The 17,888-nt window shown below is 49.0% G+C and carries 12 protein-coding genes, 6 tRNA genes and 3 rRNA genes; 20 read left to right on the forward strand and 1 reads right to left on the reverse strand.

Going from position 1 to position 17,888, the window contains the following annotated elements; genetic code table 11:
• Nucleotides 1-8: 8 nt before the first annotated feature.
• Nucleotides 9-533 carry a c-type cytochrome gene (locus QUE61_RS00130; RefSeq protein WP_286306999.1) on the forward strand — a complete coding sequence of 175 codons (525 nt, stop codon included), beginning with the start codon at nt 9-11 and terminating at the stop codon, nt 531-533.
• Here the strand turns inward: QUE61_RS00130 and rsmI are convergent, their stop codons facing one another.
• Nucleotides 534-1,430: a 16S rRNA (cytidine(1402)-2'-O)-methyltransferase gene (gene rsmI, locus QUE61_RS00135; protein ID WP_286307000.1), complete on the reverse strand. Its 897-nt coding sequence runs from the start codon at nt 1,428-1,430 to the stop codon at nt 534-536.
• A 98-nt stretch (nt 1,431-1,528) separates the two neighbouring features.
• Here rsmI and QUE61_RS00140 point away from each other — a divergent pair, with 98 nt between their 5' ends.
• The 19 genes from QUE61_RS00140 (at nt 1,529) to rpoB (ending at nt 17,888) form a co-directional block, all read left to right on the forward strand.
• On the forward strand, nt 1,529-2,137 hold the full coding sequence (locus QUE61_RS00140) for a phosphoheptose isomerase (RefSeq protein ID WP_286307001.1): 609 nt from the start codon (nt 1,529-1,531) through the stop codon (nt 2,135-2,137).
• A gap of 1 nt (nt 2,138) precedes the next feature.
• Entirely contained in the window at nt 2,139-2,783 is a 645-nt protein-coding gene (locus QUE61_RS00145) for a BON domain-containing protein (RefSeq protein ID WP_286307002.1), read from the forward strand.
• A 415-nt stretch (nt 2,784-3,198) separates the two neighbouring features.
• A 16S ribosomal RNA gene (locus QUE61_RS00150) occupies nt 3,199-4,731 on the forward strand.
• A 58-nt stretch (nt 4,732-4,789) separates the two neighbouring features.
• A tRNA-Ile gene (locus QUE61_RS00155) sits at nt 4,790-4,866 on the forward strand.
• 28 nt (nt 4,867-4,894) lie between these two features.
• Nucleotides 4,895-4,970 (forward strand) — tRNA-Ala (locus QUE61_RS00160).
• 237 nt (nt 4,971-5,207) lie between these two features.
• A 23S ribosomal RNA gene (locus tag QUE61_RS00165) occupies nt 5,208-8,079 on the forward strand.
• Nucleotides 8,080-8,191: 112 nt separating this feature from the next.
• Nucleotides 8,192-8,305: ribosomal RNA gene (gene rrf, locus QUE61_RS00170) — 5S ribosomal RNA — on the forward strand.
• The 16S, 23S and 5S rRNA genes sit together here with 5 tRNA genes alongside, the layout of an rRNA operon.
• 106 nt (nt 8,306-8,411) lie before the next feature.
• Nucleotides 8,412-8,497 (forward strand) — tRNA-Tyr (locus QUE61_RS00175).
• 73 nt (nt 8,498-8,570) lie between these two features.
• A tRNA-Gly gene (locus QUE61_RS00180) sits at nt 8,571-8,644 on the forward strand.
• Between the two features lie 49 nt (nt 8,645-8,693).
• Nucleotides 8,694-8,768, forward strand: a tRNA-Thr gene (locus tag QUE61_RS00185).
• 64 nt (nt 8,769-8,832) lie between these two features.
• Nucleotides 8,833-10,023, forward strand: a complete 1,191-nt coding sequence (gene tuf, locus QUE61_RS00190) for an elongation factor Tu (protein WP_108507569.1) — start codon at nt 8,833-8,835, stop codon at nt 10,021-10,023.
• A gap of 9 nt (nt 10,024-10,032) precedes the next feature.
• Nucleotides 10,033-10,108 (forward strand) — tRNA-Trp (locus QUE61_RS00195).
• A 23-nt stretch (nt 10,109-10,131) separates the two neighbouring features.
• A complete protein-coding gene (gene secE / locus QUE61_RS00200) occupies nt 10,132-10,509 on the forward strand; it encodes a preprotein translocase subunit SecE (protein WP_286307003.1) in 378 nt (125 codons plus the stop codon).
• A gap of 21 nt (nt 10,510-10,530) precedes the next feature.
• The gene (nusG, locus tag QUE61_RS00205; protein ID WP_371817070.1) at nt 10,531-11,088 is read left to right on the forward strand and encodes a transcription termination/antitermination protein NusG; all 558 of its coding nucleotides are present in this window, start codon (nt 10,531-10,533) and stop codon (nt 11,086-11,088) included.
• A gap of 115 nt (nt 11,089-11,203) precedes the next feature.
• Nucleotides 11,204-11,635: a 50S ribosomal protein L11 gene (gene rplK / locus QUE61_RS00210; RefSeq protein ID WP_108507572.1), complete on the forward strand. Its 432-nt coding sequence runs from the start codon at nt 11,204-11,206 to the stop codon at nt 11,633-11,635.
• A 2-nt stretch (nt 11,636-11,637) separates the two neighbouring features.
• On the forward strand, nt 11,638-12,336 hold the full coding sequence (gene rplA, locus QUE61_RS00215) for a 50S ribosomal protein L1 (RefSeq protein ID WP_286307004.1): 699 nt from the start codon (nt 11,638-11,640) through the stop codon (nt 12,334-12,336).
• A gap of 221 nt (nt 12,337-12,557) precedes the next feature.
• Nucleotides 12,558-13,148, forward strand: a complete 591-nt coding sequence (rplJ, locus tag QUE61_RS00220; protein WP_286307005.1) for a 50S ribosomal protein L10 — start codon at nt 12,558-12,560, stop codon at nt 13,146-13,148.
• 36 nt (nt 13,149-13,184) lie between these two features.
• Nucleotides 13,185-13,562, forward strand: a complete 378-nt coding sequence (rplL, locus tag QUE61_RS00225; RefSeq protein WP_108507575.1) for a 50S ribosomal protein L7/L12 — start codon at nt 13,185-13,187, stop codon at nt 13,560-13,562.
• Between the two features lie 225 nt (nt 13,563-13,787).
• Nucleotides 13,788-17,888 (forward strand): DNA-directed RNA polymerase subunit beta, encoded by a 4,101-nt coding sequence (gene rpoB, locus QUE61_RS00230; RefSeq protein WP_286307006.1) that lies wholly within the window; start codon nt 13,788-13,790, stop codon nt 17,886-17,888.

Below are 17,888 nucleotides of genomic sequence, written 5' to 3' on the forward strand. Positions count from 1 at the left end.
GAGCCATTATGAGTGAAGAGCACGGTAATTTAATCAAAAATACAAAGCAATTGAGTATTGCGGTAATTGCTAGTTTTTTTGTACCCCTAATCATTATTTTCTTGTTGATTGTTTATGTCAGTAGTGGAAAAAATAAAGAAAATGTGGCCTCAGAAAAAAGCACCGAGACCTTGATTAAGCCGGTTGGTAAATTGAATTTCAAGGATGCCAGCGCTCCCCGCGAAGTTCAAACGGGCGAGGCGGTTTACAAAGCAGTATGCGCTTCTTGCCATAACTCCGGCGCTGCTGGCGCTCCAAAGTATGCGGATTCATCCGCCTGGGGCGGCAGAATCGCCAAAGGCTATGACGCCCTCTATGCATCGGTCATGAAGGGCAAAGGCGCTATGCCAGCCCGTGGCGGCGCAAGCCCTGCAGATGTCAGCGATTATGAAATTGCTCGATCGGTTGTTTACCTAGCGAATTCGGCCGGTGGAAAATTTGCTGAGCCCAAGGCCCCCGCTCCCGCACCGGCACCAGCAGAGCCAGCAAAGTAACTAGCTGCCCCCCTTCTTTACTTTAAGGGCAAGTTCATAGGCCTCATTTTTTTGAAGGCCATACATCGATTGCAAAACTGCACAAAGATCTTTGCTACTCAATTGCTCACTGAGCAAATGGGCTAAGCGTAAAGATTCGTCGCTTTCAGTAACAATTTTGCGATCCCTCCCCTCAAGGACAAAGACAAATTCCCCCTTTAAGTGATTGGGGTTTTCCAACCAGGCTGGGATTTCGTTAGGCCTTAATGAAAAAAGGCCCTCAAATTTTTTAGTTAGCTCTCGCCCAATGATTATTCGTCGATCACTATCGAGAAGCTTACTCAATCGAATTAAGGTTTTAGTTAAGCGATGGGGGCTCTCGTAAAACAGGGTTGGAATGGGGCTTTCAATCATGAAACGAAGCACCTCTTCTAACTCATTTTTGGGGGTGGGCAAAAAGCCCAGAAACTGAAATTGCCCGCGACCTGTTAGCAATGCTCCTCCCGTAACCGAAAGCATGGCAGTCAGTGCGCTTGCGCCTGGAATGGGAATGGTTCGATAGCCGTTCATTTGAATTTCGGTGACCAAACGAGCCCCAGGATCGGAGACTCCTGGGGTACCAGCATCTGATAGATAGGCCCAGCGTTCTCCCGCTTCAAGACGGACCATCAGTTTTTTTGCCGCCTCAAGTTCGTTGTGCTCATGAATGGCCACCATTGGTTTGGTAATTCCATAATGCTTGAGAAGTAATAGGCTATGACGTTTGTCCTCACAGGCAATGCCGTCGACAAGGCTCAGCACATGCAATGCTCTGAATGTAATGTCCCCCAGATTTCCGATGGGGGTGGCAACGACATACAAACTGGCACTTGGAAAGTCTTGCTTTTGCAATGCGTCGAGTGATGGTATTTCCAGCATGAAGAACCCCTTTAGAATCAATTATCCCTGTAAATGAATCGAAACGAAAATCACACGGAACAGGATTTGGGGATTGCAAAACAGAGCATAATATTGTGATGAAAACAAAACCAGTCGATGAGCTAAAAGCCAGGGCACAACAGCATTTTGTTGATAGTATTGCGACAAAGCAGTTGGGGGCCCAAGTCTTACCTTTAGAAATTGCGCGCGCCATTCTTTTGATCACACAATCGATTGAAGCCGGCGGAAAAATAATGGCCTGCGGGAATGGTGGATCCGCAGCAGACGCACAACATTTTGCAGCTGAACTAATGGGTCGCTTTGAACGTGAGCGTCGCGAGCTTGCTGCGCTCGCACTCACAACCGACTCGTCCATATTGACAGCCATCGGAAATGATTACAGTTATGAGGATGTATTTAGCAAGCAGGTGCGCGGTATCGGGCGCCAAGGCGATGTCTTGATTGCGATATCAACATCCGGGAACTCAAAGAATGTTGTCAAGGCGATTGAAGCAGCCAAAAAGATTGGTATTCATATTGTTGCGATGACAGGCAATGGCGGGGGAAAAATTGCTACATTACTAAGCGACAAAGATGTTCATTTATGTGTTCCAGCAACCCGTACTGCACGCATTCAAGAAACCCATTTACTTTTGTTGCACTGCCTTTGTGATGGCGTGGATCACGTTTTGTTTAGCGAGGATTGAAATGAAGCGACTCGTCAAAATAGTTTGTATGGCCCTACTAGCACTGCAGCTATCTGCTTGCGGTGTTTTAGTGGTTGGTGGCATGGTGGGTGGCGTAACAATCTTGGCTGATCGTAGAACGCCCGCGGTCCAGGCAATTGATTTAGGAATTGAGATTGAAGCTAATAGTCAGCTCTCCAAAAAGTTTGGGGATTCTGCGCACATCGTCGTTGTCTCTTTTAACCAAAAAGTTCTTCTAATCGGCGAGGCGAAAGACGAGACCATCAAGACTCAGGCAGGCAATGATGTGAAGGCGATGAAGAATGTCCGCTCCTTGTTCAATGAAATTGCGATCGGGCCCAATAGCTCATTGGGTCAAAGGGCAAGTGATACCTATCTGGCCTCAACTATCAAAACCCAACTCATTTTTAGCCCTGATATTCCCTCAAATTCCATGAACATCTCGGTTGAGAGTGGCAAAGTTTATTTAATGGGGATATTGACCCAGCAAGAGGCCGACAAGGCTAAGCAAATTGTTAGCAAGGTAAGCGGTGTGAAGCAGGTATTTGCCTTTTTTGACATTATTTCGGAAGCGGAGAAGCGGCGCCTTGAGCAAGAAGGTAAGGCAAGAACCTCGCAGCCAGACACCAATCCAGCCCCAAACTGAATTTGGATGTGTTTTGATCCCAAATAATTAGTATTTACCCTAATATCTGGCCCCCCCGCTTTCTATAAATTCAAAGAGTTGGCCAAAGAGATTTTCTAACCTATTGATTTTATTGTGGCCCAAGTTTACAGGGCTAATTTTGGGGTCCGGCAGCATAAAAATATTTGTAAGAAGGTGTTGACATCCCTCTAAGGGTATGTCATAGTTATGGACTTCGCTGAATTTCCATGAATTGTCTCTGGGGACGGCCTTCTTTAAAAATTAGTCAACCGATAATTGTGGGTACTGAGTAGAGGCATCCAGTCCTTCGGGACAGATGTATATAAACAGTACTCATAGACAGTAAAAATGATTTGGTTTTTTACCAAGTCAATTTCTTAAATGAGTGCGACGAACCGCAAGGTTCACAGGAATTGAACTGAAGAGTTTGATCCTGGCTCAGATTGAACGCTGGCGGCATGCCTTACACATGCAAGTCGAACGGCAGCACGGGTGCTTGCACCTGGTGGCGAGTGGCGAACGGGTGAGTAATACATCGGAACGTACCTTATCGTGGGGGATAACGCAGCGAAAGTTGCGCTAATACCGCATACGCCCTGAGGGGGAAAGCGGGGGACCGTAAGGCCTCGCGCGATTAGAGCGGCCGATGTCTGATTAGCTTGTTGGTGAGGTAAAAGCTCACCAAGGCGATGATCAGTAGCTGGTCTGAGAGGACGATCAGCCACACTGGGACTGAGACACGGCCCAGACTCCTACGGGAGGCAGCAGTGGGGAATTTTGGACAATGGGGGCAACCCTGATCCAGCAATGCCGCGTGAGTGAAGAAGGCCTTCGGGTTGTAAAGCTCTTTTGTCAGGGAAGAAACAGCAGCTCTAACACAGTCTGCGAATGACGGTACCTGAAGAATAAGCACCGGCTAACTACGTGCCAGCAGCCGCGGTAATACGTAGGGTGCGAGCGTTAATCGGAATTACTGGGCGTAAAGCGTGCGCAGGCGGTTATACAAGACAGGCGTGAAATCCCCGGGCTTAACCTGGGAATGGCGTCTGTGACTGTATAGCTAGAGTGTGTCAGAGGGGGGTGGAATTCCACGTGTAGCAGTGAAATGCGTAGATATGTGGAGGAACACCAATGGCGAAGGCAGCCCCCTGGGATAACACTGACGCTCATGCACGAAAGCGTGGGGAGCAAACAGGATTAGATACCCTGGTAGTCCACGCCCTAAACGATGCTGACTAGTTGTTGGGAATTTACATTCTCAGTAACGTAGCTAACGCGTGAAGTCAGCCGCCTGGGGAGTACGGTCGCAAGATTAAAACTCAAAGGAATTGACGGGGACCCGCACAAGCGGTGGATGATGTGGATTAATTCGATGCAACGCGAAAAACCTTACCTACCCTTGACATGTCACTAACGAAGTAGAGATACATTAGGTGCCCGTAAGGGAAAGTGAACACAGGTGCTGCATGGCTGTCGTCAGCTCGTGTCGTGAGATGTTGGGTTAAGTCCCGCAACGAGCGCAACCCTTGTCTTTAGTTGCTACGCAAGAGCACTCTAAAGAGACTGCCGGTGACAAACCGGAGGAAGGTGGGGATGACGTCAAGTCCTCATGGCCCTTATGGGTAGGGCTTCACACGTCATACAATGGTGCGTACAGAGGGTTGCCAACCCGCGAGGGGGAGCTAATCTCTTAAAACGCATCGTAGTCCGGATCGTAGTCTGCAACTCGACTACGTGAAGCTGGAATCGCTAGTAATCGCGGATCAGCATGTCGCGGTGAATACGTTCCCGGGTCTTGTACACACCGCCCGTCACACCATGGGAGTGGGTTTTGCCAGAAGCAGTTAGCCTAACCGTAAGGAGGGCGATTGCCACGGCAGGGTTCATGACTGGGGTGAAGTCGTAACAAGGTAGCCGTATCGGAAGGTGCGGCTGGATCACCTCCTTTCTAGAGAATGATGCTAAAACTTTAGTGCCCACACTTATCGGTTGACAAAAAACGCCACGGGTCTGTAGCTCAGCTGGTTAGAGCACCGTCTTGATAAGGCGGGGGTCGTAGGTTCAAGTCCTACCAGACCCACCATCAAGCGGCGGTACAGATTGCGGTCGATGGGGGATTAGCTCAGCTGGGAGAGCACCTGCTTTGCAAGCAGGGGGTCGTCGGTTCGATCCCGTCATCCTCCACCATCATTAAATGTCAAAACAAAGCATTGCTGCAGTGTTTTGTTTTGCCATTTATGGCTGTTCTTTAACAATTTGAGTAAGCAATGCGTTTGATGCATCTTTGAGAGTGCATCAAACAACAAGTAGTATGGGTAGTGATTGAATCATCAGTAATACAAATGAGTTTTATCAAGTTTGGATTACGGCAAACATGTCAGAAGTAAAACCTGTAACCAGTATCAGTAATGGTGCTCGTTATAGGATCAAGTGAATAAGTGCATGTGATGGATGCCTTGGCGATTACAGGCGATGAAGGACGTTGTAGCCTGCGATAAGCTTCGGGGAGCTGGCAAACAAGCTTTGATCCGAAGATTTCCGAATGGGGAAACCCGCCGCTTTTGCGGCACCCACATCTGAATACATAGGGTGTGTGGAGCGAACCTCGTGAACTGAAACATCTAAGTAGCGAGAGGAAAAGACATCAACCGAGATTCCCAAAGTAGTGGCGAGCGAAATGGGAACAGCCTTCTAGTGATAGCACAACATTTAGCAGAACGGAATGGAAAGTCCGGCAATAAAGGGTGATAGCCCCGTATGCGAAAAATGATGTGTGGTACTAGGCTAGAGACAAGTAGGGCGGGACACGTGAAATCCTGTCTGAATATGGGGGGACCATCCTCCAAGGCTAAATACTCGTAATCGACCGATAGTGAACAAGTACCGTGAGGGAAAGGCGAAAAGAACCCCGGGAGGGGAGTGAAATAGATCCTGAAATCGCATGCATACAAACAGTAGGAGCCCCGTAAGGGGTGACTGCGTACCTTTTGTATAATGGGTCAGCGACTTACATTCAGTAGCAAGCTTAACCGCATAGGGAAGGCGTAGCGAAAGCGAGTCCGAATAGGGCGTTAGTTGCTGGGTGTAGACCCGAAACCAGTTGATCTATCCATGGCCAGGTTGAAGGTGCGGTAACACGTACTGGAGGACCGAACCCACTAACGTTGAAAAGTTAGGGGATGAGCTGTGGATAGGGGTGAAAGGCTAAACAAAACTGGAAATAGCTGGTTCTCTCCGAAAACTATTTAGGTAGTGCCTCGTGTATCACCAAAGGGGGTAGAGCACTGTAATGGTTGTGGGGTCCATTGCGGATTACCGCGCCATAGCAAACTCCGAATACCTTTGAGTGTCAGCACGGGAGACAGACATCGGGTGCTAACGTCCGGTGTCAAGAGGGAAACAACCCAGATCGCCAGCTAAGGTCCCTAAAATTGGCTAAGTGGGAAACGAAGTGGGAAGGCTAAAACAGTCAGGAGGTTGGCTTAGAAGCAGCCACCCTTTAAAGAAAGCGTAATAGCTCACTGATCGAGTCGTCCCGCGCGGAAGATGTAACGGGGCTAAGCCAGTTACCGAAGCTGCGAATCACGTAAGTGATGGTAGGAGAGCGTTCTGTAAGCCTGCGAAGGTGTGTTGTAAAGCATGCTGGAGGTATCAGAAGTGCGAATGCTGACATGAGTAGCGATAAAGGGGGTGAAAAGCCCCCTCGCCGTAAGCCCAAGGTTTCCTACGCAACGTTCATCGGCGTAGGGTGAGTCGGCCCCTAAGGCGAGGCAGAGATGCGTAGCTGATGGGAACAAGGTTAATATTCCTTGACCGTCGTTAGATGCGATGGGGGGACGGATCGCGGAGAGTTGTCCGGGTGTTGGATGTCCCGGTTCCTGCATTGGAGATGGCTATTAGGTAAATCCGGTAGCGTAAATCAAGGGTGTGGGACGAGTGAGCTTGCTCACGAAGCAATTGGAAGTGGTTCCAAGAAAAGCCTCTAAGCTTCAGTCTAACGAGACCGTACCGCAAACCGACACAGGTGGGCGAGATGAGTATTCTAAGGCGCTTGAGAGAACTCAGGAGAAGGAACTCGGCAAATTGGTACCGTAACTTCGGGATAAGGTACGCCCAAGTAGCTTAACTGTGAACAACAGAAGGGCAAAAGGGTTGCAATAAAATGGTGGCTGCGACTGTTTAATAAAAACACAGCACTCTGCAAACACGAAAGTGGACGTATAGGGTGTGACGCCTGCCCGGTGCTGGAAGATTAAATGATGGGGTGCAAGCTCTTGATTGAAGTCCCAGTAAACGGCGGCCGTAACTATAACGGTCCTAAGGTAGCGAAATTCCTTGTCGGGTAAGTTCCGACCTGCACGAATGGCGTAACGATGGCCACACTGTCTCCTCCTGAGACTCAGCGAAGTTGAAATGTTTGTGATGATGCAATCTACCCGCGGCTAGACGGAAAGACCCCATGAACCTTTACTGTAGCTTTGCATTGGACTTTGAATCGGTCTGTGTAGGATAGGTGGGAGGCTTTGAAACCAGGATGCTAGTTCTGGTGGAGCCAACCTTGAAATACCACCCTGATTTATTTGAGGTTCTAACCTTGGCCCGTTATCCGGGTCGGGAACAGTGCATGGTAGGCAGTTTGACTGGGGCGGTCTCCTCCCAAAGTGTAACGGAGGAGTACGAAGGTACGCTTGGCACGGTCGGACATCGTGCCTAAAGTGCAATGGCAAAAGCGTGCTTAACTGCGAGACCGACAAGTCGAGCAGGTGCGAAAGCAGGTCATAGTGATCCGGTGGTTCTGTATGGAAGGGCCATCGCTCAACGGATAAAAGGTACTCTGGGGATAACAGGCTGATACCGCCCAAGAGTTCATATCGACGGCGGTGTTTGGCACCTCGATGTCGGCTCATCTCATCCTGGGGCTGTAGCCGGTCCCAAGGGTATGGCTGTTCGCCATTTAAAGAGGTACGTGAGCTGGGTTTAAAACGTCGTGAGACAGTTTGGTCCCTATCTGCCGTGGGCGTTGGAGATTTGACGGGGGCTGCTCCTAGTACGAGAGGACCGGAGTGGACGTACCGCTGGTGTACCTGTTGTTTCGCCAGAAGCATCGCAGGGTAGCTATGTACGGAAGAGATAACCGCTGAAAGCATCTAAGCGGGAAACTTGCCTGAAGATAAGATCTCCCGGAGGTTTAACCTCCATAAAGGGTCGTTGAAGACCACAACGTTGATAGGTCAGGTGTGGAAGCGCAGTAATGCGTTAAGCTAACTGATACTAATTGCCCGTTAGGCTTGATCCTATAACCAGCACCATTGTGCTGAAGTTTGCGTGATTCAAGTCACTATCGATATTAAGTAATACATTGCTTGCTCAAATTGGGTTGTTTCTTTGGAAACAACCTACCATCTACGCCCGGTGACCATAGCGAGTTGGAACCACCCCTTCCCATCCCGAACAGGACCGTGAAACGACTCAACGCCGATGATAGTGCGGATTACCCGTGTGAAAGTAGGTAATTGCCGGGCACCAATGTGTGACGCCCAGACCCCTACGGTCTGGGCGTTTTCACTTGTGGAAGAAGGACTTGCAGATTGACAGCAGTGACCGAACAAGAGAAAATGTACGGTTCTCGGAGAGATGCCCGAGCGGCTAAAGGGGGCAGACTGTAAATCTGTTGGCTTACGCCTACGTTGGTTCGAATCCAACTCTCTCCACCAGATGAATGGGTAGTAAAAGAAGTAAGAGCGGAATAAGTGAAGTATGAGTGGATGTAACTAAGCAGTTTTTACTGCGGGTGTAGCTCAATGGTAGAGCTGAAGCCTTCCAAGCTTATGACGAGGGTTCGATTCCCTTCACCCGCTCCAGCTTTTGTAGTTCATGTGCAGTATCGATGCAGTGTGATGTAAGAGCGCTGCCCATGTGGCTCAGTGGTAGAGCACTCCCTTGGTAAGGGAGAGGTCGGCAGTTCGATCCTGCCCATGGGCACCAGTTTTTGTGGTTAATTTTTTTAGTGTGACTCAATTTGATTTAAGTAGATTACAAGGCACCCAAAATGGCAAAAGAAAAATTTGAACGGACTAAACCCCATGTGAACGTTGGCACCATTGGTCACGTCGACCACGGTAAGACCACCTTAACTGCAGCAATTACCACCGTGCTCTCCAAGCTCTTTGGTGGTGAAGCCAAAGCCTACGATCAGATCGATGCGGCCCCTGAAGAGAAGGCCCGTGGTATTACGATCAATACCGCCCACGTCGAGTATGAGACCAAGAATCGTCACTACGCGCACGTCGATTGCCCAGGCCACGCCGACTACGTGAAGAACATGATTACCGGTGCAGCGCAGATGGACGGCGCCATTTTGGTGGTCTCGGCCGCTGACGGCCCCATGCCCCAAACCCGTGAGCACATCCTCTTGGCCCGCCAAGTGGGCGTGCCTTACATCATCGTGTTTATGAACAAATGCGATATGGTGGATGACGCTGAACTCTTAGAGCTCGTGGAGATGGAAGTACGTGAGCTGCTCTCCAAGTACGAGTTCCCAGGCGACGATACCCCCATCGTCAAGGGCTCTGCCAAGCTCGCCTTAGAAGGCGACAAGGGTGAGCTCGGTGAGGGCGCCATCATGAAGCTTGCCGAAGCCTTAGATAGTTATATCCCCAATCCCGAGCGGGCGATTGATGGCGCATTCTTGATGCCAGTCGAAGACGTGTTCTCGATCTCCGGTCGTGGCACGGTGGTGACCGGTCGTGTCGAGCGCGGCATTGTGAAAGTCGGTGAAGAGATTGAGATCGTCGGTATTAAGCCAACGCTGAAGACCACCTGCACTGGCGTCGAGATGTTCCGTAAACTGCTCGATCAAGGTCAAGCCGGTGATAACGTCGGTATCCTCTTACGCGGTACCAAGCGTGAGGAAGTGGAGCGTGGCCAAGTATTAGCTAAGCCCGGCTCGATTACCCCCCACACCCACTTTACCGCTGAGGTTTATGTATTGTCCAAAGATGAGGGCGGTCGTCATACCCCCTTCTTTAACAACTACCGTCCTCAGTTTTACTTCCGTACCACCGATGTCACTGGCTCGATTGAGTTGCCAAAGGACAAGGAGATGGTGATGCCTGGCGATAACGTCACCATCACCGTAAAGCTCATTGCCCCCATCGCGATGGAAGAGGGCTTGCGCTTTGCAATCCGTGAAGGCGGTCGTACCGTCGGTGCGGGTGTGGTTGCGAAGATTTTGGCTTAAGAACGAATTAGGGGCGTAGCTCAATTGGCAGAGCGTTGGTCTCCAAAACCAAAGGTTGGGGGTTCGATGCCCTCCGCCCCTGCCAGCATTAAGTAAGCGGATTTGTAAATGTCACAACAAACGATAGATAGCTCGGAGCAGAAATCAGGTTGGGTTAGCCTTGTAGCGGTTGCTATTGTGATCGCTGCGTTGGTTCTCTATTACACCCTGATTGACCAAGGCTATTGGGTTCGTCTTGGTGCATTATTGGGCGGAATTGCTCTCGCAGTTATTTTGATGGCATTTTCATCCGATGGTAAGCGTTTTATAGCCTATAGCAAAGACTCTTGGTTAGAGGTAAAAAAAGTAGTTTGGCCGACCCGCCAAGAATCAACTCGTATGACTCTTGTGGTGTTTGGCTTCGTTCTAATCATGGCGCTCTTTTTATGGCTAATTGATAAATTGGTCGAATGGCTTGTGTTCTCAATCTTTTTAGGCTGGAAGTGAGGCAATATGGTTGATGCTGATATGGTTTCCAACCCTCAGGCAACTGGAAATATGCGCTGGTATGTGATCCATGCCTATTCTGGTATGGAAAAGAGCGTAAAGAAGGGACTTGAGGAGCGGATTGCTCGCTCCGGAATGGCCGATAAGTTTGGCCGCATATTGGTTCCATCGGAGGAAGTGGTAGAAGTTAAATCAGGCCAAAAGGCCGTTTCTGAGCGCCGATTTTTCCCCGGTTATGTATTAATTGAGATGGAAATGACCGATGAGACCTGGCATTTGGTCAAAAATACGCCTAAAGTCACTGGTTTCGTAGGCGGTGTTCGTAATCGCCCATCCCCAATTTCAACTGCAGAAGTCAGCAAAATCATGGATCAAATGCAGGCCGGGGTAGATAAACCTAAGCCTAAGACCCTATTTGAGGTGGGTGAGATGGTTCGTGTCAAAGAGGGCCCATTTACCGATTTCAATGGAAATGTGGAAGAAGTGAACTATGAGAAGTCAAAACTCCGCGTTTCTGTTACAATTTTCGGTCGCGGTACTCCCGTTGAGCTTGAATTTGGCCAAGTGGAGAAGATGTAATTTATAGAGGTATCAAGTAGTTATCGAGGAGCGGATCTAGAACACGCCAATTCTGGTGAAGCGTTTACTCAACAGCGGTTAACACAATTGGTTAGCGCGCTTTTTTGGAGCAAGTATGGCAAAGAAAATTATTGGCTTTATCAAGCTGCAGATTCCTGCTGGTAAAGCAAATCCATCCCCACCCGTTGGTCCTGCATTAGGTCAGCGCGGTCTCAATATTATGGAATTCTGTAAAGCGTTTAATGCTCAAACTCAGAGCATGGAGCCTGGTTTACCAATTCCGGTCGTAATTACTGCTTTTGCGGACAAGAGCTTCTCATTTGTGATGAAGACTCCCCCCGCAACCATTTTGATTAAGAAGGCAGCAAAAATTGAGAAGGGTTCACCCCGGCCTCATACCGATAAGGTTGGCAAGATTACTCGCGCCCAGGCTGAAGAGATTGCTAAGTTAAAAATGCCTGATTTAACGGCTGCTGATTTAGATGCCGCCGTACGCACTGTGGCAGGCAGCGCCCGTTCGATGGGCATTACTGTGGAAGGAGTCTAAACATGCCTAAATTATCAAAGCGCGTGAAAGCGATTCAGTCCAAGGTTGATCGTAATAAATTCTATCCATTAGATGATGCTTTAGCATTGGTAAAAGAGTGCGCAACGGCGAAGTTTGATGAGTCAATCGATGTTGCTGTTCAGCTAGGTATCGACGCAAAGAAATCTGACCAGGTTGTTCGTGGCGCAGTTGTGCTGCCCGCAGGTACCGGTAAGCATGTACGTGTTGCCGTGTTTGCTCAAGGCGAAAAGGCCGAGCAAGCAAAAGCGGCTGGAGCCGAAATCGTAGGCATGGAAGATTTGGCCGAACAGATCAAGGGCGGCAACATCAACTTTGATGTGCTGATTGCATCTCCAGACACGATGAAGATTGTTGGAACCTTGGGACAGGTATTGGGCCCACGTGGTTTGATGCCCAATCCCAAAGTTGGCACCGTGACCCCTGACGTAGTCACTGCGATTAAGAATGCGAAGGCAGGTCAAGTCCAGTTCCGAGTTGACAAGGCCGGAATTGTGCACGCTTCGATCGGCCGCCGTTCTTTTGAGCCAACCGCCCTTAAGACCAATTTATTGGCCTTGCTTGAGGCTTTAAATAAGGCCAAGCCAAGCGCATCAAAAGGGATTTATTTAAGAAAGATCGCACTCAGCAGTACGATGGGCGCTGGTGTGCGTGTCGATCAAGCTTCACTACAGGCTGCATAAGCCTGTAGTAAACAAACTTTGGGTCGAGTGCCTTGGCACTCGAACATCAAAGACCGTTGGTGAACAAAGTGTTGTTTGACGAGTTCTTAATTGTTGCGAGAGCGACAACCAACCTAGATGGCGACCCTGTAAGGATATTTCGGGCACACCCCGTAATAGACAAATCAGACGCTGGTGTGTAACCCCGATTGGAAACAGTCGGAATGAGAAGGAGTTAAACCGTGCCTTTGAATGTAGAAGACAAAAAAGCGATTGTGGCTGATGTCGGCGCTCAATTGGCTGCGGCTCAAACAGTGGTGCTTGCCGAGTATCGCGGGATTCCCGTGGGCGAGTTGACCACCTTGCGTGCCAATGCACGTTCCCAAGGTGTTTATCTTCGTGTATTGAAGAACACTTTGGCGCGTCGTGCTGCGCAGGGAACACCGTTTGAGCAACTTGGCGACTCAATGGTTGGACCTTTGATTTATGGAATCTCTGCTGATCCTGTTGCTCCGGCAAAGGTATTGCATCAGTTTTCTAAAGGTCAAGATCAACTGGTCATCAAGGCAGGCTTTTATAACGGCAAAGTACTGGATGTAAACGGTGTTAAAGAACTAGCGACGATTCCGTCACGCGAAGAATTACTCTCGAAGCTATTGGGAGTGATGAAGGCGCCTGTATCGGCAATGGCTCGTGTTCTTGGTGCTGTGGCAGAACAAAAAGCAAGTGGAGCGCCAGCTGTAGCGGCCGCACCAGTTGCCGAAGCTGCCGCTGAGCCAGCACCTGAAGTTAGTGCTACACCCGAGCAAGACAACCCAACTCCTGCGGCTTAATGCGTAGGATTAACTAATATAGTTTAGGAGCTAAAAATGGCAATTACTAAAGAAGAAATTATTGAAGCAGTTGGCAATATGTCCGTAATGGATTTGAATGACTTGGTTAAAGCATTCGAAGAGAAGTTTGGTGTTTCTGCGGCTGCAATGGCTGTCGCCGGACCTGCTGGTGGTGGCGGTGGTGCGGCTGCTGCTGAAGAAAAGACCGAGTTCACCGTAAACCTCCTTGAGGCTGGTGCCAACAAGGTTGGCGTGATTAAGGCAGTTCGCGAAATCACTGGCCTTGGCTTGAAAGAAGCAAAAGATTTAGTTGATGGCGCACCAAAACCAATTAAAGAAGGCGTTGACAAGAAAACAGCGGAAGAGGCTAAGAAAAAGCTCGAAGACGCTGGCGCAAAAGCCGAGCTCAAGTAATTTTGAGATTGCCGGAGGGCTTACGGGCTCTCCGCGGTTTGATCCTCAGTGGTCAAACCAGATCTCACATTTACTGATGTAAGTCTGAAATCTGGTTTGCCTTCTGATACGACTGCAGAAGACAAGTTTGGTCGGGCATGACAATTAATATTGTTTTGCTGTCCGCCAGAGGCTGGTAGAGGCCAGCCGCCAAATCTTTGCTCAGTCGCTGCCATCGGAGATGAAATGAACTATAGCTTCACCGAACGCAAGCGCATCCGTAAGAGTTTTGCTAAGCGACCCAATAATCACCAGGTTCCATACCTGCTTACAACCCAGCTCGAGTCCTACGCTAAATTTTTGCAGGCTGATAAACCTGTAACCGCAAGAGCGAATGAAGGACTTCAGTCTGCATTTACGTCGATATTCCCGATCGTATCCAACAATGGATATGCGCGCATGGAATATGTTTCATATCAATTATCGCCACCACCATTTGATGTCAAAGAGTGTCAACAGCGTGGCTTGACCTACCACTCCGCCTTGCGCGCCAAAGTCCGCTTGATCATTAATGATCGCGAGGCGCCCCAAAAAGTAAAAGAGGTTAAGGAGCAAGAAGTCTACATGGGTGAAATCCCTTTGATGACCGATACCGGCTCATTTGTGATCAATGGCACCGAGCGTGTGATTGTTTCTCAGCTGCATCGTTCACCCGGTGTATTTTTTGAGCATGACAAAGGCAAAACCCATAGTTCAGGGAAGCTTTTGTTCTCTGCTCGCATTATTCCTTACCGTGGCTCGTGGCTGGATTTCGAGTTTGATCCTAAAGATATTTTGTACTTCCGGGTAGACCGTCGTCGCAAGATGCCTGTCACTATTTTGCTCAAAGCGATTGGCTTAAACAATGAGCAAATTTTGGCGAACTTCTTCAATTTTGACCATTTCACACTCTCGCAATCCGGTGCATCGATGGAATTTGTTCCAGAGCGTTTGCGTGGTGAAGTTGCTCGATTTGATATTGTTGATAAGAACGGCGTTGTCGTTGTTCAAAAAGACAAGCGCATCAATGCAAAGCATATTCGTGAGCTTGAGGCTGCCAAAACCAAAATTATCGCCGTCCCGGATGATTCTTTAATCGGTCGCGTAATCGCTAAAAATATTGTTGATCCGGACTCTGGTGAAGTATTGGCAAGTGCGAACGATGAGATTACCGAAGAGCTTTTAGCCAAACTCCGTGAAAGCGGCATTAAGCAATTTGAAACCATCTACACCAATGACTTAGATTGCGGTGCTTATATTTCGCAGACCTTGCGTATGGATGAGACAGTTGATCAAACGGCTGCTCGCATCGCTATTTATCGCATGATGCGTCCTGGTGAGCCACCCACTGAAGATGCGGTTGAGGCTTTGTTCCAGCGCCTGTTTTATAGCGAAGATTCTTATGACTTATCGCGCGTTGGTCGCATGAAGGTCAATAGTCGTTTGGGGCGCAGTGAGATGGAAGGCCCCATGGTGCTCTCTAACGAAGACATCATGGATACCATCAAAATTTTGGTTGATTTGCGCAATGGTAAAGGCGAGGTTGACGATATCGATCACCTCGGCAATCGTCGCGTGCGGTGCGTTGGTGAGTTAGCAGAAAACCAGTTTCGTGCTGGTTTATCGCGTGTCGAGCGCGCTGTTAAAGAGCGCCTTGGTCAAGCCGAGACTGAGAATTTAATGCCCCATGATTTAATCAATAGCAAGCCGATTTCTTCGGCGATTCGTGAGTTCTTTGGCTCATCGCAGCTATCGCAATTTATGGATCAAACTAATCCATTGTCTGAGATTACCCATAAGCGGCGTATCTCAGCATTGGGACCTGGTGGACTAACGCGTGAGCGTGCCGGCTTTGAGGTACGCGACGTGCATCCAACCCATTATGGCCGTGTTTGCCCAATTGAAACACCAGAAGGACCAAACATTGGTTTGATTAACTCACTCGCCTTATTTGCCCGACTAAATGAGCACGGTTTTCTTGAGACACCATACCGTAAGGTAAGTAATGGCAAGGTAACCGATCAGGTTGAGTATTTGTCGGCGATTGAAGAGGCAAAGTACACGATTGCTCAGGCGAATGCGACCATTGATAAAAATGGTAAGTTGGCAGACGAATTAGTGTCGGCTCGTCAAGCGGGCGAGACCATGATGGTTGGTCCAGAGCGGATTGATTACATTGATGTCGCGCCAAGTCAAATTGTTTCTGCGGCAGCTTCCCTTGTGCCGTTCTTGGAGCATGACGATGCAAACCGCGCATTGATGGGCGCAAACATGCAGCGTCAAGCCGTGCCTTGTTTACGTCCTGACAAGCCATTGGTTGGTACGGGCCTTGAGCGTATTGTGGCGCTCGACTCTGGAACTGTGGTGATGGCAACGCGTGGTGGTGTGGTTGATTACGTCGATGCAAACCGTATCGTGATTCGTGTGAATGATGATGAGACCGCAGCTGGTGAGGTAGGCGTGGATATTTATAACCTCACGAAATACACTCGTTCGAATCAAAATACCAACATTAACCAACGCCCAATCGTTCAAGTGGGTGATCATGTCAAGCGTGGCGATGTGGTTGCAGACGGCGCCTCAACCGATTTAGGTGAATTGGCTTTGGGTCAAAATATGACCGTCGCCTTTATGCCTTGGAACGGCTACAACTTCGAAGACTCTATTTTGATTTCTGAGAAGGTTGTAGCGGATGATCGCTATACCTCGATTCATATTGAGGAGTTGTCAGTTGTAGCGCGAGATACCAAGTTAGGCTCGGAAGAGATCTCAAGGGACATTTCCAATTTGGCCGAATCCCAATTGGCGCGCCTTGATGAAAGCGGTATTGTGTACATCGGTGCCGAGGTTGAGGCAGGCGATGTGTTGGTCGGTAAGGTAACACCAAAAGGTGAGACCACTCTGACCCCAGAAGAGAAGCTATTGCGCGCAATCTTTGGTGAAAAAGCCTCTGATGTTAAAGATACTTCCTTGCGTGTGCCATCGGGTATGAGCGGAACTGTCATCGATGTTCAAGTGTTTACGCGTGAGGGTATTGAACGAGATGCACGTGCTCAATCGATTATTGCCGAAGAGCTCCAACGCTATCGTTTAGATCTGAATGACCAGTTGCGTATTGTTGAGGGCGATGCATTTGATCGTCTACAAAAATTACTCTTGAACAAAACTGCGAATGGCGGACCTAAGAAATTAGCTAAAGGCAGCAAGATTACGAAAGAGTATTTGTCGGAATTGGATCGTTATCACTGGTTTGATATTCGTCCGGCGGATGAAGAGATCGCTACACAGGTTGAGGCGATTAAAGCTTCGATTGAGGCAAAGCGTAAGCAATTTGATGCAGCGTTTGAGGAAAAGCGTAAGAAGCTGACCCAAGGCGATGAGTTGCCTCCAGGCGTTACCAAGATGGTCAAGGTGTACTTGGCGGTGAAGCGCCGCTTGCAGCCTGGTGACAAGATGGCAGGACGTCACGGTAACAAAGGCGTCGTATCCAAGATTGTTCCAGTGGAAGATATGCCCTACATGGCCGATGGTCGTTCTGTTGATATTGTGCTGAATCCCTTGGGTGTCCCATCACGGATGAACGTTGGCCAAATTCTAGAGACCCATTTGGGTTGGGCTGCGCAGGGCATAGGCAAACGTATTGATGCCATGCTCAAAGAGCAAGCCAAGATAGCTGATCTTAGAAAGTTCTTCAAGACGCTTTATAACGAAACGGGTCGTCAAGAAAACATTGATGAGTTTGGCGATGAGCAGATTCTGGAGCTTGCGAGCAATCTGAAGAATGGCTTGCCATTTGCAACTCCTGTTTTTGATGGAGCTACCGAGAACGAGATTGGCAAGATGCTGGAGTTTGCTTATCCCGATGATCAGGCCAAGAGCTTGCATATGACCCCGTCGCGTCAACAAATTACCCTGTATGACGGACGTACTGGCGATGCATTTGAGCGCCCAGTCACCGTTGGTGTAATGCACGTCTTGAAATTGCATCATTTGGTTGATGACAAGATGCATGCTCGCTCAACTGGACCATACTCTTTGGTCACGCAGCAACCTTTAGGTGGAAAAGCCCAGTTTGGTGGACAGCGCTTTGGTGAGATGGAAGTTTGGGCCTTAGAGGCATATGGCGCCTCTTATGTCTTACAAGAGATGCTCACGGTGAAGTCTGATGACGTCACTGGTCGAACCAAAGTTTATGAAAACATCGTCAAGGGTGAGCACACGATTGATGCTGGCATGCCCGAATCGTTCAACGTTCTGGTGAAGGAAATCCGTTCGTTGGGTATTGACATTGACATGGAGCGCAACTGA

The sequence above is a fragment of the Polynucleobacter sp. HIN5 genome (genome assembly GCF_030297555.1).
In the GTDB taxonomy this organism is placed as follows: domain Bacteria; phylum Pseudomonadota; class Gammaproteobacteria; order Burkholderiales; family Burkholderiaceae; genus Polynucleobacter.